The organism is Streptomyces sp. 7R007 (genome assembly GCF_054850255.1).
On sequence record NZ_JBTWMV010000003.1, the window covers coordinates 1 to 13,797 of the forward strand.

General features: G+C 67.9%; 15 protein-coding genes. 1 reads left to right on the top strand and 14 read right to left on the bottom strand.

Translation table 11 applies throughout. The annotated features are described in order from the left end of the window. Positions 1–291 precede the first annotated feature (291 nt). From ACYF6T_RS05030 to ACYF6T_RS05050, 5 genes are all read right to left on the bottom strand, one after another. The gene (locus tag ACYF6T_RS05030; RefSeq protein WP_461693733.1) at positions 292–1,317 is read right to left on the bottom strand and encodes a hypothetical protein; all 1,026 of its coding nucleotides are present in this window, start codon (positions 1,315–1,317) and stop codon (positions 292–294) included. Further along, positions 1,305–1,964, bottom strand: a complete 660-nt coding sequence (locus ACYF6T_RS05035) for a hypothetical protein (RefSeq protein WP_461693734.1) — start codon at positions 1,962–1,964, stop codon at positions 1,305–1,307. The genes ACYF6T_RS05030 and ACYF6T_RS05035 overlap by 13 nt, the downstream gene beginning before the upstream one ends. A 1,027-nt stretch (positions 1,965–2,991) precedes the next feature. Continuing rightward, entirely contained in the window at positions 2,992–3,195 is a 204-nt protein-coding gene (locus ACYF6T_RS05040) for a hypothetical protein (protein WP_461693736.1), read from the bottom strand. Positions 3,196–3,243: 48 nt separating this feature from the next. After that, positions 3,244–4,287, bottom strand: a complete 1,044-nt coding sequence (locus ACYF6T_RS05045; protein ID WP_461693738.1) for a hypothetical protein — start codon at positions 4,285–4,287, stop codon at positions 3,244–3,246. Beyond that, positions 4,275–4,931: a hypothetical protein gene (locus tag ACYF6T_RS05050; RefSeq protein ID WP_461693740.1), complete on the bottom strand. Its 657-nt coding sequence runs from the start codon at positions 4,929–4,931 to the stop codon at positions 4,275–4,277. The genes ACYF6T_RS05045 and ACYF6T_RS05050 overlap by 13 nt, the downstream gene beginning before the upstream one ends. 227 nt (positions 4,932–5,158) lie before the next feature. Here ACYF6T_RS05050 and ACYF6T_RS05055 point away from each other — a divergent pair, with 227 nt between their 5' ends. Next, complete coding sequence (locus tag ACYF6T_RS05055; RefSeq protein WP_461693741.1) at positions 5,159–5,545, top strand: DUF192 domain-containing protein; 387 nt, start codon at positions 5,159–5,161, stop codon at positions 5,543–5,545. Between the two features lie 12 nt (positions 5,546–5,557). On the opposite strand, the gene ACYF6T_RS05060 is transcribed toward ACYF6T_RS05055, so the two are convergent. From ACYF6T_RS05060 to ACYF6T_RS05100, 9 genes are all read right to left on the bottom strand, one after another. Then, positions 5,558–6,196, bottom strand: a complete 639-nt coding sequence (locus ACYF6T_RS05060; protein ID WP_461694178.1) for an OmpA family protein — start codon at positions 6,194–6,196, stop codon at positions 5,558–5,560. Positions 6,197–6,222: 26 nt separating this feature from the next. Continuing rightward, the gene (locus ACYF6T_RS05065) at positions 6,223–6,807 is read right to left on the bottom strand and encodes a hypothetical protein (protein WP_461693742.1); all 585 of its coding nucleotides are present in this window, start codon (positions 6,805–6,807) and stop codon (positions 6,223–6,225) included. A gap of 35 nt (positions 6,808–6,842) precedes the next feature. Next, the gene (locus ACYF6T_RS05070; protein WP_461693744.1) at positions 6,843–7,436 is read right to left on the bottom strand and encodes a pilus assembly protein TadG-related protein; all 594 of its coding nucleotides are present in this window, start codon (positions 7,434–7,436) and stop codon (positions 6,843–6,845) included. Continuing rightward, positions 7,433–7,663, bottom strand: a complete 231-nt coding sequence (locus ACYF6T_RS05075; protein WP_461693746.1) for a hypothetical protein — start codon at positions 7,661–7,663, stop codon at positions 7,433–7,435. The genes ACYF6T_RS05070 and ACYF6T_RS05075 overlap by 4 nt, the downstream gene beginning before the upstream one ends. Positions 7,664–7,783: 120 nt before the next feature. Next, entirely contained in the window at positions 7,784–8,557 is a 774-nt protein-coding gene (locus ACYF6T_RS05080; protein ID WP_461693747.1) for a response regulator, read from the bottom strand. Continuing rightward, complete coding sequence (locus ACYF6T_RS05085; RefSeq protein ID WP_461693748.1) at positions 8,535–10,112, bottom strand: sensor histidine kinase; 1,578 nt, start codon at positions 10,110–10,112, stop codon at positions 8,535–8,537. The genes ACYF6T_RS05080 and ACYF6T_RS05085 overlap by 23 nt, the downstream gene beginning before the upstream one ends. A gap of 469 nt (positions 10,113–10,581) precedes the next feature. Then, positions 10,582–11,469, bottom strand: coding sequence for a DUF5936 domain-containing protein (locus ACYF6T_RS05090; protein WP_461693749.1), 888 nt, complete (start codon positions 11,467–11,469; stop codon positions 10,582–10,584). Between the two features lie 14 nt (positions 11,470–11,483). Continuing rightward, positions 11,484–12,428, bottom strand: a complete 945-nt coding sequence (locus tag ACYF6T_RS05095; RefSeq protein WP_461693750.1) for a type II secretion system F family protein — start codon at positions 12,426–12,428, stop codon at positions 11,484–11,486. A 12-nt stretch (positions 12,429–12,440) separates the two neighbouring features. Beyond that, the gene (locus ACYF6T_RS05100; protein ID WP_461693752.1) at positions 12,441–13,778 is read right to left on the bottom strand and encodes a CpaF family protein; all 1,338 of its coding nucleotides are present in this window, start codon (positions 13,776–13,778) and stop codon (positions 12,441–12,443) included. Between the last annotated feature and the right edge of the window lie 19 nt (positions 13,779–13,797).

The window sequence follows — 13,797 nt, forward strand, 5'->3', positions numbered from 1 at the left end:
CTAGCTGCCGTCCATCAGCTTCGTGACCTTGAGTGTGTCTTCTCCATCTGCTTCACGCAGGTGGTCAGCTGACGATGGATGTCACGTAGCAAGTGCGTGCTGCCCGGCGCCGGGTTGAACCCGATATGCGTGTACGGGTTGTCGACGCAGGGATTTCAAACCTTGCGGGCGCTCCGAACCGCGAATTCCTGCATCCGTTCGGCGATCTCCTTGGCTCCGTAACGCCAGTCTTTCTGGAACTCGTCATACGCCTTGTACCTGTTTCAGTCTTGCTTCTGTTCGCGCCGAACATCACCGGTTGACGGCCTGGATTTCCTGGACGACGACGTTCTGGGTGGCGCCGAAAGTGCCGTCGGGAAGATCGCCGCCCGCTCCGCCGGAGCCGGTCCAGTGGATCTTCCAGGTGAGGGTGGCCTTGAGCGGGTACGAGTCGCCGTCCGAGGAGCGGAGGTATTTCACGCCGCAGGGCGGGGTCTCGTCGGCCTGGCCCTTCGCGTACGGCTCGCCGATGCGGCCGTTGTCGAACCGGCAGACGCCGGAAGCCGGGTAGGTGACTGCGTCCGAGGTGCCCGGGTCTATCTTCAGCGACACCGGCTCGGCCGTCGTCGTCGCGTAGATGCCGAGCACCGGCACGGAGGCCGTGACGGAGACCGGCTTGAAGGCGGCACTGTCCAGCCACGCCCAGGTCGGAAGGTTGACCTTGGTCGTGTTCGCGGGAGCCATGGTCACCTTCGTCCCCGGGACGCGGATCTCGTTGTAGGCGAGTTCGGCGAGGATCTCGGGAGTGACGGCGTTCGGAACGTCAGCGGGGGGCGGATCTCCCTTGTCCACCCAGAAGTAATCCTTCGTGCACGAATCCCAGCCGGGGGGATAGGTCTTGTTGACGTACGACCCCCACCAATACCCCTTGCCGCTCTTGTCCTTGTTGAAGGCCTTGTCGGGGTCGTTCGCGTTGTACTTCGCGCGCTGCTGGGCGTCCCACTCGTAACCCGTCGAGTCCGCCCCCCAGATCGGCTCCAGATACGCCTGCAACCCCTCCGGGGTGTACATCGGCGCGTACCAACAGGGAGGCGGAGCCCAGGATGTGGTGGATGTGACAGGGCCGGCGGTGCTGCCAGAGCCGTTGTTCGAGCGGTCGAAGACGATGACGCTGGCGGAGATGTTCCCCTGTCCGTCGGAGCTGCCCTGCTGTTCAGGCTGGCCGGCGGTGCCGGCGTCACCGCGACCGCCGGCGTAGGCGGCCTGAGAGGCCAGCACGGGCATGCACACCAGCGAGGCCACGATCGCTGTTCTGACGTACTTGTTTACGGCTGGCACGCCTTGTCCCCCCGGTTCGACGCGATGTCCGTCGTCTGCCAGACGCCCTGAGCGTTCTTCGCGAGGGCGGTGTGGTAGAGCACATAGCTGTCGGCTGTGGTCGGCGTCTTGTCGACCTTGCCGGTCTTCTTGTTCTTGAGGAACGACTTGCTTTCGTCGGAGCAGTAGGTGACGTACGCCTTGCTGTCTCCGGACAGGGTCACCTCGCGATCGAAGTACCGGGTCTCACCGATCCAGGTGTCGTTTTTGTCGATGTATCCCTGCACGAACGTGATCGCCGCGTTGAGGGCCTTACCCGTGTTGTAGAAGCCGAGGGGCTTCGTCCCCGTGCTGCCCTGGAAGATCGCGTCGTCCATCGAGTTGACGCTCATGGCGCTGTCCGCCAGGACTGCATCCTTCGTCGCGTTACCTGTCTTCTCGTCCTCGAAGACATTCTTGGCATAGGAGGGGAACGTGATCTCCGGGCGGCCGGCGGAGTCCGACGCGCTGGGTGTGGGGGAAGCGGGCGTCTTGCTGCCCGTGTCGGCTCCCGCGATCTTGTCGTTGTCTTTGCTCTTGGGGCTGTCGTCGCTTCCGCACGCGGACAGCGACAGGGCCGCAGCGGCGGTCAGCGCGATCGCTGCGAGCAAGGTGGGGCGGCGGTTCACGGTCGACTCCCGGTGAGACGAGGCTTCTCTTGAGCGAACCAAAGCTATCCGGGGGCATCCGGTGAAACCAGCGCGAGGCCTGTCAACCTATGGAGCGTATGCGGCCAAATCCGCCTCGCAGGCGCCCTTTTGAGGCGTCACAGTTGCGTAACACGATGACTGACTCATGCGGCGCTGTACTGAATCCGCCGTTCCACTCATGAAGAAGCAAAGCAGAACGTCCGGCGGTACGTGAGCTGTTGAGTTGCAGCTGCGTCGATGGGACGATCCCGCCGGCGCCCCGGGCAGCCCTCATGTCTTCACAGTCACTCAAGGCCCCAGGGCCGCGAGCCAGTCAGCAATCCGCGCCAGGACCGGGCCGGTCAGGTGCTCGGCGTCGGATGTGTAGACGGGCCATCGGAGTTCGGCGCAGGCGAAGAAGGACTCACCCCATGAGTTGCCCCAGGTGCGGGCCTCGCGTTCGCCTGTCTGTGGTGGATCCCGCCAAGCCAAGCCCCGGGAATCGGGGTCGGAGTCGGGGTCGAATTGGTGCAGCCATTCCGCTGGCTTCCGGGCCTTCCCACGTGGTTCGGGGTGAAAAGGGGGCATCTTGCGGCGACGCCCGATGTGACAGCCAACGCTTCTCCTGTTCGAGATCCTCGGTGTTGTGCTACATCCGTCCTGCTCCGTCAGCCTTTCTGCACAGCTCACTCCGGGTGTAGCGGTACTTCTTCTCTCTGGGCAATCAGTCTGGCCAGTTCATAGGAGTCAAGGGTGCCGATTGGACGCCGTCGCAGTTCATGGATGTGGATTTCACCAGAGAGGTCGAATCCTCGGGCGGGTCCGGCCAACGACCGCCTTCCAGTTGTTCCAGTGACTGGGAGAGGTCTGGGGACTCGTTCTTGGCAAGGCCCCTTTCCGGCCGACGTGGCTTGGCCCCTCGACGTACGGGAGCACGCTGTGCTCGACGTGTCCGGGGAAAACACCGCCTGCGTCGTTCCCGGAGCCTTCCGCTCTCACGAGCCCCAGGTCGCCCGTCGCCCTCAAATCAGCAACCGCTCCGGATCGACGAGTCCCGCAACTTGATCTCGCGGGAGTGGTCATCCGCGGCGGGGATGATCTCGTCGAGGACGACCACAGTAGCGGCTTCCATCCAGTCGATGGATTGGTCGCGGTCGATTGAGAAGTGACTGACGCGGAAGAACTCGACGCGCAGTCCGTGCTCGTGATTCCGCTTAGATCCGGTATGCACGCCGCCCCCGTACCTCTGGGAGCTGCGTCGGAGACGCACGCAGGTCTCTTAGCGGTTGACGGCTTGGATTTCCTGGACGACGACGTTCTGGGTGGCGCCGAAGGTGCCGTCGGGGAGGTCGCCGCCCGCTCCGCCGGTGCCGGTCCAGTGGATCTTCCAGGTGAGGGTGGCCTTGAGGGGATAGGTGCCGTCGCCGGAGGAGCGGAGGTATTTCACGCCGCAGGGCGGGGTTTCGTTGGCCTTGCCCTTCTTGTACGGCTCGCCGATGCGGCCGTTGTCGAACTGGCAGACTCCGGAGGCCGGGTAGGTGACGGCGTCCGCAGTGCCCGGGTCGATCTTGAGGGACTGCGGTGTCGCGGTCGCGGTGGCCTCAATGCCCAGGACGGGTACGGAGGCGGTGACGGAGACCGGCTTGAACTGGGCGCTGTCCAGCCACGCCCAGGTCGGGAGGTTGACCTTGGTCGTGTTCGCCGGGGCCAGGGTCACCTTCGTGCCGGGCACGCGTATCTCGTTGTAGGCGAGTTCGGCGAGGATCTCCGGGGTGACGGCGTTCTTGACGTCGGCGGGAGGGGCGTCGCCCTTGTCCACCCAGAAGTAGTCCTTCGTGCACGAGTCCCAGCCCGGGGGGAAGCTCTCGTTGACGTACGAGCCCCACCAGTAGCCCTTGCCTGACTTGTCCTTGTTGAAGGCCTTGTCGGGGTCGTTCGCGTTGTACTTCGCGCGCTGCTGGGCATCCCACTCGTAACCCGTCGAGTCGGCCTCCCAGATCGGCTCCAGATACTTCTGCAGCTCCTCCGGCGTGTACATCGGGGCATACCAGCAAGCCGGCGGCGTCCAGGACGTGGTCGACGTCAGCGCGCCAGTGGAACCACCGCTGCCGTTTTTCGAACGGTCGAAGACCACACCACCGACAGTCACGGACACCTTGCCATTGCCGTCGGTGTTGGCCTCTTCCGTACTCGATGGATTCTGAGTCTTGCCGTCCAACTTGTCGTCAGCGTGCGCCACGCTGGGGAGAACGAAAAGGGAAAGGCACAGCCCTGTGACGACAGCTGCTGCAAGCATCTTCGAGTTGTGACTCAGGGCTGGCACTCGGCACTCCCACTCTGCGAAACCATCTTCTCGATGACCCAGACGCCCTTGCTGTTCTTTTTGAGCGACGTGTGGTAAATGACGTAACTCTGCGCCGTGACCTCGGTCTTCTTGATCTTGTCGGGAAGGTACTTCACATATGCCTTACCCTGGTCCTCACAGTAGCTGAGTGAAGCCGTACCGTCTTTGTTCACGGCAACTTGGGGGTCATAAAATCGATAAGCGCCGGTGATGCTGGCCTTGTGGTCCACATAGTTCTGGATGAACTTCTGTGTGCCGGCGGCGGCTTCGCCCTCGTAATAGTAGAGGTATGCCTTGTCCAGCGCGTTCTGATGAACGATCGCCAAGTCGACGGCCTTGATGGACTGCTCGCCGTCCGCCAGGACCGCATCCTTGGCGGAGTCGCCCGTCTTGGGCCAGTCGAACGTGTAGGAGAGGTCCGACGGCATGTGGAGCACCGGTCGGTCGGCGCTGGTCGAGGCCGAGGAACTCGGAGAAGCAGACGCCGTCTCTGCCGTGTCGGCTCCCGCGATCTTGTCGTTGTCCTTGCTCTTCGGGCTGTCGTCGCTTCCGCATGCGGACAGCGACAGGGCCGCAGCGGCGGTCAGCGCGATCGCTGCTAGCAAGGTGGGGCGGCGGTTCACGGTCGACTCCCGGTGGGGCGAGGCTTCTCTTGAGCGAACCAAAGCTATCCGTGAGCATGGGGTGGCACCAGAGCGGAACCCTTCACCGAAGGAACGTATGAGGCCAAATCGGGTGCCGACAGCGCTGCTTGGGGCGTCACGGTTGCGTAACACACGGACCAGTCCGTTCCGGGTCACGCCGAGGGAGTTATTCCACTCTTGAACCAGCAAAGGGAGGTGGCCCGGGTATGGGGCGGCGTTGGCGGGACGGGCGGGGGACGTTGGTCGTGGGCGGGGAGAGTGGACCCGGTGCGGTTTCCGTCCCGTTGGAGATTGCCACGTCGTATCGGGCCCGTACGAGAGGGCTGTTGGGGCGGGATTCGGTCGAGGGGGTCATGCTGCTGTCGCCGGCCAGCGGTGTGCACACCTTTCGTATGCGCATGCCCATCGACGTCGCCTACCTCGACCGCCGGCTCGACGTCATCGCCGTGCGCACCATGAAGCCGGGGCGACTGGGGCTGCCCCGGCTTCGTTCCCGGCATGTGCTGGAGGCCGAGGCCGGTGCGATGGCGGGGTGGGGGATCAGGGCCGGGGTGCGGGTGGCCGTGGAGACCGTGGCGGCCGACGGCACCTGATCCGGACACCTCTCACGACGTGCCCGAGCGGGGGAACGTCACCTCCACTCGGCGGTTCTTCTTGCGGCCTGCTTCTGTCGAGTTGTCGGCGATGGGGTACTGCTCGCCGTAACCGCGTACCTCGAACGTGATGTTCGGATCGTTCAGGTCCTGGTCCAGCACTCCCTGTACGGCGTCCGCGCGCTGCTTGGACAGGACGTCGCCGTGGGCCGACGAGCCCAGGTTGTCCGTGAAGCCGAAGACCCGGACCTGGGTCGCGTTCTGTTTCTTGATCTCGTCCGCTATCGCGGCGATACGGGCCTTCGCCTCCTCGCTCAGCTTCGCGCTGTCCTTGCTGAACAGGACCTCCGCCTGCAGCGCGAACGTCACCGACGTGTTGGTGTCCTCACGGCGTTCCTCGCCGCCCTGGTCCTCCACGACCGACTTGATGTCCAGCACCTTGGGCTCGGCGAGCGTGGCGCCCTCCGGCAGCTTCAGGTCGGGGTCGTTCGGGTCGACCTGGACGGGGGCCGACGCCGACGGTTCGGTGCCCGGCGGGGCGCTCGCGCCCGGGGTTTCGTCCGCGTGGGCGGTCACGGCTCCGACGATGTTCGTCGCGACCATGAGGGTGGCCGCCGTGATGAGGAGGGGGAGGCGTGGTGGGGTGGTCATGGTCGCAGTCACGATCATGGGGCGCCTCATCCTGAGATCTTGATCGTGCCGCTGGAGAAGGTGGGTAGTTGGAAGGTCACCTCGGTGGTGGATGCCGGCGGGGAGGGGAACTGCATGAAGACCGGGACGGTCTGGCCGGCTTGGAGTGTTCCGAGGCCGGTTGTCGTCAGCGGTCGGCCCTCGGTGTCGCGGAGGATGTAGTAGCGCTTCTTGCCCTGGGAGTCCACGAGCGTGGCACCACCGAGAGAAATGCCGTGCTTGACGATCTCCGTCTCGTCGCCGCTCACCTGGGGCGGAATGACGAGAGACTTCGCGCCGTCGTTCTTCAGATTGCCGCTCACGGTGACGAAGCCACCGGAGTCCCTCTCGGCGGAGGTGATTTGGAGCAGCAGACCGTCCGTGCCCTTGAGTTCGAGCATCGGCGCGTCCGACTGGCCTTCCTGAGCACTCGGCTGCGATCCACCGCTCTTCGAGGCGGACGCCGACGAGTCCGGCTTCTTGCCGTCGTCGCCGCCCCCGCCTCCGCAACCGGCCACCCCGAGGGCCAGCCCGGCCGCAACGGTCAACGCGACCATCCCCCTGCGGGCCTGCGCCGTGAACCGAATGCTCATCGCTCCGCTTCCTTCTTCAACTCGTCGTTCGCTTGTCAGTCGGCCAGGTGGACGTCGAAGAGGTCCTTCGGTTCCGGGAGGTCGGTGAGGTCGTTCGGGTCCAGGTCCCAGTTCCGGTCCTTGCAGGTGAGCTGCGGCAGCGTGTCGTGCCCGGCGTCCTCACCGGGGAGCTGGAACGTGCACAGCGGCTCGATCACGGCGACGGCGTGGGCGTCCGACCTGATGTTCTCCGTGCCGGGCACGGTGGACTCGCCGACGGACTTGTTGGTCTGGACGTCGACCGTGTAGCGCATGTCCACGGGGCCGTTGCAGCCGGTCACACGGGCATCGTTCGCCGCGGCGAGCTCGTAGGCGCGCCAGCAGGTGTTGCCCGCCCCGACACCGTCGAAGATGTCCTGCCACTTGGTCGGGTCGAGTACGGCGTCCAGCCAGTCGCCCGCCAGTTGGTCCCGTGTCTCCTGAGCCGCCGCCAGCGCGGCGGCGTCAGCCGCCGTCTGCGATCCGTTCCGGTTCGCCGCGGCCTGGCCGACCGCGAAGTAGGCGAACGCGAGAAAGAGCAGGCCCGCCACCACCGTGATGTAGATGGGGAAAGCCTGCCCTGCGTCGCTGTACCTGCGCGAAACCGTCAAGTGATCTCGTTGATCTTCGCGAGGATTTTCTGCAGGATCGTCTGCCCGATGTTCGTGCCCGTCACCGCCAGCACGATCGCCACCACCACCGCGATGATGCCCAGGTACTCGACCGCCGTCTGCCCCGCGTCCCCCGTGCGTCGCCGAAGGGCCTGCGTCGTCGTGTTTCGCCAGCCGTTCACGCGCACCTTCGCCGCCACGGCCTTCTTCAGCATCAGGTCGCTCATGGTGCTCCCCTCGGGGTTCGTTTCCGACGCCGGAACCGTACGGTGACGCACCCCGGGCGGCAGAGGGTCCCAGGGCCCAATTGCGGGCCCAAACACCACGCTGGACTCTTCCCCGGGCCGTCATCGCGGTGCCGTTCCCAGCCACTTGGCCGTGGCCTCCGCGCGGCTGGTGCTGTGGAGCTTGGCGAAGATGCGGTTGATGTGGTTCTTGACCGTCTTCTCGCTGATGAAGCAACTGGCGGCGATCTGCTGGTTGTTCATGCCGGATGCGATGAGGTCCATGATCTCCGCCTCCCTCGCGCTCAGTCGGAACCGCGACTTGGACTCTTCAGAGAGTGCCACAGGTGGTTGCGTTTGCGAAGGGGGTTTCTCAAAAATACTTGTATGCAGAGGATGTTGAGGGGTGAATTCGTGTGCGATCGCATCGCTCGGTGGCGCGGTCCGCCGCAGCTGCGCCAGCAGCGCACCCGCCGCCGTGTGCGTGAGGTACGCCCTGCCCTCCTTCACGTCCCGTACCGCCGTCACCAGTTGGTCCGCCGTGAACTCGCCGTGCACCAGGTAGCCTCCCGCCCCCCGGCGCAGCGCCTCCTGGACGATCTCCGACTCCCTGCTGTACGTGAGCATCAGGACCGGGGCGATCCGCACCAGGTGTGGGAGGGCCGCGATGCCGTCCACCCCGGGCATTCTGACGTCGAGGAGGACCACGTCGGGGCGGTGGCGCCGTACCGCCTCGTACGCCTCGCGGCCATCCGCGGCCTCCGCCACCACGCTGATGTCCTCGCGGCCGGAGAGGAGGGCCGTCAGGCCCGCGCGGACCACCGGGTTGTCGTCGGCCACCACCACCGTGAGCGATGCCGGTGCTGGGGTCGCCTCAGTTGCGAACGGGCTGGTCATCCCCCGGTCCCTCCCTTCTCACGGCCGCCAGCGGCAGCTCCAGCCGCACCTCCGTGCCCCTCGGATGGGCACCGCGCCCGATGCGGATGCGGGCGCCCACCGAGGCGGCCCGTTCGACCATGCCCAGCAGGCCGAAGTGGCCCTCCTTGCGGAGCTGTTCGAGGGTGGTGTCCGGCGGGAGGCCGCGGCCGTCGTCGTAGACGCTGATGCGGAGCAGGCCCTCGTGCACGCCCGCGGTCACCTCCACCCGGGTTGCGGACGCGTGCCGGTGGGCATTCTCCATCGCCTCGGCGGCGATGGAGAGGAGTTGGCGGCCCACGGCGGGCGGGATGGGGGTCGTCAGGCGGTCTCCGGTCGGGGAACACGTCGCCGGTACGCCCGTGCGTGCGCTGAAGTCGCCTGTGCGGTCCGTCAGTTCGCTCAGGACGTCCGTGCCGTGGTCGGGGTCGTGCTCGCGGCGCAGGTCCGTGAGGAGTTCGCGGGCCTCCGTGGCGGCGCGGCGGGCCGAGCGGGCCACCAGGTCCGCCTGCCGTCTGATCAGGGCCGGGTCCATGGTGTCCGTGGCCGCCGAGTGCGCCAGGCCGTCGGCCGCGAGGGCGACTCCGTGCAGGGTCTTGGCCACCGAGTCGTGCATCTCCCGTGCCAGACGGGCCCGTTCCGCGCTGACCGCCTCCGTGACCGCCAGCCGTGCCTGGACCTGCGTCAGCGCCTGGGTGGCGGTGCCGAAGCGGAGCATCAGGCCGCGCAGCGACGAACCCACGGCGCCCGCTATCACGCACAGGCCGGGGAGGAGGAGGGACTCCGCCAGGTTCGCGTGCAGGTCTCTCGTCGTCGCGTAGACCAGGAGCAGGATCAGCGACTGGAGCGAGGCGAAGCAGGCCGCTCCGCGCCAGCTGTAGACGATGCCGGCGAGCAGCGGGGTGCAGACGCTGACGTAGGCGAGGGTCGTGTCCGGGCCCGCCGAGACCAGGAGGAGGGAGCCGAAGAGGGTGTCCACCGCGAGGAGGGTGGGGTGGCGCAGGAGGAGGGGGCCGAAGCGTTCCCAGTCGCGGTAGAGGACGTACGAGCCCATGAAGGTGACCACGACGGCGGCGCCGACCAGGCGGGTGGGCACGCCGGGGGCGGCGTTGAGGAGGGCTGCGGGGGCGGCGAGGGCGATCATGGCCAGGCGGAACGCGAAGACCTGGCGGCACATGGCCTGCAGGGCGTTGATCTGGAGGGGGATGGTGGGGGCGGCGTGCGTACGGCTGCCGGATGCGGCCCTACGACGCCGCCCCGGACGCCACCGCGGCCGCCGTTGCGGGACGTCCACCCCACCCGACGCCTCCGGCCCCGCCGCTTCCGCCACCGACTGCTCCGCACCTGCGAGTGCCCCCGCCGACTCCTCCGGACCCGCGAGTGCCCCCGCCGACTGCCCCGGACCTGCCAGTCCCGCCGCCGACTCCTCCGCACCCGCGAGTGCCCCCGCCGACACCTCCAGCCCTGCCAGTCCCCCCGCCGACTCCTCCAGCCCTGCCAGTGCCGCCACCGACTGCCCCGCACCTGCCAGTGCCACCACCGACTCCTCCGGACCTGCCACTCCCCCCGCCGACTCCTCCGGACCCGCGAGTGCCCCCGCCGACACCTCCAGCCCTGCCGGTTCCCCCGCCGACTCCTCCCGGACCACCAGCCCTTCCGGTCTCCCCGTCGACTCCTCCGGCCCTTCCGTACCCGACCCCGGCCTCCCCGGCCCCTGCGGCTGCCGCGGCACCCCCGCCAACCGCACTCCGGCCGCCGCCCCCCGGTCCACAGCCTCCTCCGCCGCCACCGGCACCGCCGTCTCCGCCGCCACCCCCGACGCAGTGATCTCCGGCGTCACAGGCCGCCGTCGCCACAGCAGTCCCGTCGCTTCCCTCGTGTCGTCCCTCGTGGCCCTCGTATCCCGTGTGCCCCCTGTGCCCCTTGTGCCCTGTATGTCCTTCGTACCCCTTGCGCCCTGTGTATCCCTCGTGCCCCTCGTCATCGCCATCCGTCGTCGCCCCCGTTCACGGGCCCGTGATGGTGCCGAAGTCGGTGCCCGAGCCCAGTAGCAGGCCCGCGCCGAGCAGGAGCAGCGTGGCCGGCACCATGAACGTGGTGATCATCAGCGTGGCCCGGGGCACGGCGCGCGCCGCCTTGCGGCGGGCGTTCTGCGCGTCCGTGCGGCGCATGTCCTTGGCCAGGGATACCAGCGTGTCGACGATCGGCGCGCCGAGTTCCTCGCCCTGCTGCAACGCCGTGACGAACATGGCGACCTGCTCGGAGTCGTTGCGCCGGCGCAGTTCCGCGAAGGCCTCGCGGCGGCTCATGCCGAGGTCCATCTGGCGCAGGGTGATGCGCAGTTCGTCGGCCCAGGGGCCCTCGTAACGGGTGGCGACCCGGTCCAGGGCCTGGCGGAAGCCGAGGCCCGCGCTGACCACGACGGCCAGGACGTCGAGGAAGTCCGGGAGGGTGCGCTCGATGACGTCCTTGCGGATGCGGATCGCCGCCCAGATGCCGACCTCCGTCCACAGGGCGCCGAAGGCCAGCAGGAGCAGGGCGACGAAGTACTGGCCGCGCATGAGGAAGACCAGGAAGCCGACCGCGCCGAGGAAGCCGTAGACCGCCCGGCGGGCCGCGTAGCGGTCGATGGTCAGGCCGCCGGGGTTGCCCGCGAGGTCGATCTTGCGCCGGTACCTGGCGACCAGCGTGGGGCCCATCAGGCGCAGCACCGCGGGTGCGTAGCGCATGCCGAGGCGGTCGATGAGGGAGTCGACCGCGCCGGTGCGGGTGGCGCCGACCTCCAGGGCGAGCACCAGGTCGCCGGGGAGTTTGGTCTCCGCGCGGTACATGCGGATGCCGGCGAAGACGCCCCAGACGCTGAGGCCCATGGCGAGGGCGAGCAGGAGAGCCATCGGTGTCGCCCTCCTCAGACGTCGATGCGGGACATGCGGCGGATGAGGACGAAGCCGACGGCGTAGAGCGCGAAGGCGATGAGGACGCAGGCCTGTCCGATCGGGGATCCGGTCATGCGCTCCAGGGCGCCGTCCTTGACGCCGTTCATGAGGAACAGCGCGCCGATGCCCATGACGGGGACGGCGTACGAGGTCATGGTCACCTGGGAGAGCTGGGTGCGGATCTCGCGCCGGGTCTCCTTGCGTTCCTCCAGGGTCTCGGTGAGGTTGCGCAGGGCGCCGACGACCTGGCCGCCGGCCCGGTTGGAGAGGACGAGTGTGGTGACGAGGACGACCAGTTCGCGCGAGGGCAGCCGGTCGGCGAGGTCGCCGAGCGCCTCGTCGAGGGACTGGCCGATGGCGAGTTGGTTGGCGACCTTCTCCAACTCCTCGCCCGCGGGCGCCTCCAGTTCCTCCGCGGCCATGCCGATCGCGGTGCGCAGGGCGAGTCCGGCCTGGGTGGCGTTGGCCAGGATGCGGGCGAGTTCGGGGAGTTGGTTGATGAACTTCTCGATGCGTTTCTGCCGCTGCCAGTTGAGGAACTGCACCGCCACGCCGATGCCGAGCAGTCCGGCGAGGGGGCCGAAGAAGGGGGCGAGGGAGGCCTGGCCGACGAGCCAGAGGGCGGCGACCGTGGCGAGCATGTAGGCGAAGAACTCGCCGGGGGTGACGTCGAGGCCGGTGGCGGCCAGCCGCAGTTCGAGTTTCTTGCCGAGCCTGGTGCGGCGCAGGCGGCGGTCGAGGCGGCGGAAGCGGCGGGTGCGGCCTGCGGCCGGTATCTGACCGGTGTGCGAGAGGCGTTCGACGAGGGCGGCGCGGTCGGCCTTTCCGGCGGCGTAGCTGTGCAGGCCGGCGACGGCCAGGAGGCAGGCCAGCAGGGTGACGCCGGTGGTGAGGGTGACGAGTTTCTGCAGTTCCATGGGGGACGGCACCTACCTGGCTTCTCGGGTGGCGAGCTGGTCTGCGGACTGGGCGACGCCGAAGGCCTGCGGGATGGGCTGGTTGGCCATGTAGAGGCGGTCGGCGGTGCGGCGGGTGAGCGGGAAGTGCTGGAAGGCGCCGTGGATGCGGCCGTCGGGGGTCATCGGCCGGGCGTTGAAGCGGGCCACGGTGGCCAGGCGGTACGGCTCTCCGCCGTGGCTGTCGAGCAGGGCGACCTCGGTGACGCGGCGGACGCCGTCGGCGAAGCGGGTGAGTTGGATGATGACGTCGACGGCGCTGTTGATCTGGTCGTGCAGGGCGACGAAGGGGACCTCGACGTCGGACATCGAGGCCAGGGTCTGGAGCCTCATCAGGGCGTCCTCGGCGCTGTTGGCGTGCACGGTGGCGAGCGAGCCGTCGTGGCCGGTGGACATGGCCTGGAGCATGTCGAGGGACTCGCCGCCGCGGACCTCGCCGACGACGATGCGGTCGGGCCGCATGCGCAGGGAGTTGCGGACCAGGTCGCGGATGGTGATCTGGCCGTTGCCCTCGACGTTCGGCGGGCGCGACTCCAGGCGGATGACGTGGGACTGCTGGAGCTGGAGTTCGGCGGAGTCCTCGATGGTGATGATGCGCTCGCCCTCGGGGATGAGGCCGGACAGGGCGTTGAGGAGGGTCGTCTTGCCGGTGCCGGTGGCGCCCGAGACAATGATGTTGAACTTCGCCTGCACCAGGCCCGCGAGCAGGAACAGGATGTGCTCGTCGAGCGAGCCGAAGCCGATCAGCTCGTGCAGGGTGAAGGAGCGCGGGAAGCGGCGGATGGTGAGTGTGGCGCCGGTCAGGGACAGCGGCGGGATGATGACGTTGACGCGCTCGCCGGACGGCAGGCGGGCGTCGACCATCGGGTTCGACTCGTCCACGCGGCGGTTGACCGTGGACACGATCCGCTCGATGGTCTGCATCAGCTGGTCGTGGGAGGCGAAGCGCAGGGGCAACTGCTCGACGCGGCCGCCCCGTTCGACGAAGATGGCGTCAGGGCCGTTCACCATGATCTCGGTGATCGAGGCGTCCTCCAGCAGGGGTTCGAGGATGCCGAGGCCGAGCGCCTCGTCGACGACCCGCCGGATCAGCTGCGAGCGTTCGACGGTCGACAGCACCGGGCCCTCGCGGCTGATGATGTGCCCGAGCACCCGCTCCAGGCGCGCCCGGCGCTCGGCCGCCGCCAGCGAGCTCATCTCCGCGAGGTCGATCTCCTCCAGGAGCTTGGCGCGGTAGGAGGCGACGAGGTGGCCGTCCTCGCTCCGGTGGCCGTTCTCCTCGGGGGAGTTGATGCGTGCCCGCAGGCTCATGGTCGGTGCTCCTGTCGTG

Coding starts and splice junctions, on each gene's coding strand:
- ACYF6T_RS05055 (WP_461693741.1), top strand. CDS start 5,159: ATGGGGCGGCGTTGGCGGGACGGGCGGGGGACGTTGGTCGTGGGCGGG.
- ACYF6T_RS05060 (WP_461694178.1), bottom strand. CDS start 6,196: ATGACCACCCCACCACGCCTCCCCCTCCTCATCACGGCGGCCACCCTC.
- ACYF6T_RS05065 (WP_461693742.1), bottom strand. CDS start 6,807: ATGAGCATTCGGTTCACGGCGCAGGCCCGCAGGGGGATGGTCGCGTTG.
- ACYF6T_RS05075 (WP_461693746.1), bottom strand. CDS start 7,663: ATGAGCGACCTGATGCTGAAGAAGGCCGTGGCGGCGAAGGTGCGCGTG.
- ACYF6T_RS05080 (WP_461693747.1), bottom strand. CDS start 8,557: ATGACCAGCCCGTTCGCAACTGAGGCGACCCCAGCACCGGCATCGCTC.
- ACYF6T_RS05090 (WP_461693749.1), bottom strand. CDS start 11,469: ATGGCTCTCCTGCTCGCCCTCGCCATGGGCCTCAGCGTCTGGGGCGTC.
- ACYF6T_RS05095 (WP_461693750.1), bottom strand. CDS start 12,428: ATGGAACTGCAGAAACTCGTCACCCTCACCACCGGCGTCACCCTGCTG.
- ACYF6T_RS05100 (WP_461693752.1), bottom strand. CDS start 13,778: ATGAGCCTGCGGGCACGCATCAACTCCCCCGAGGAGAACGGCCACCGG.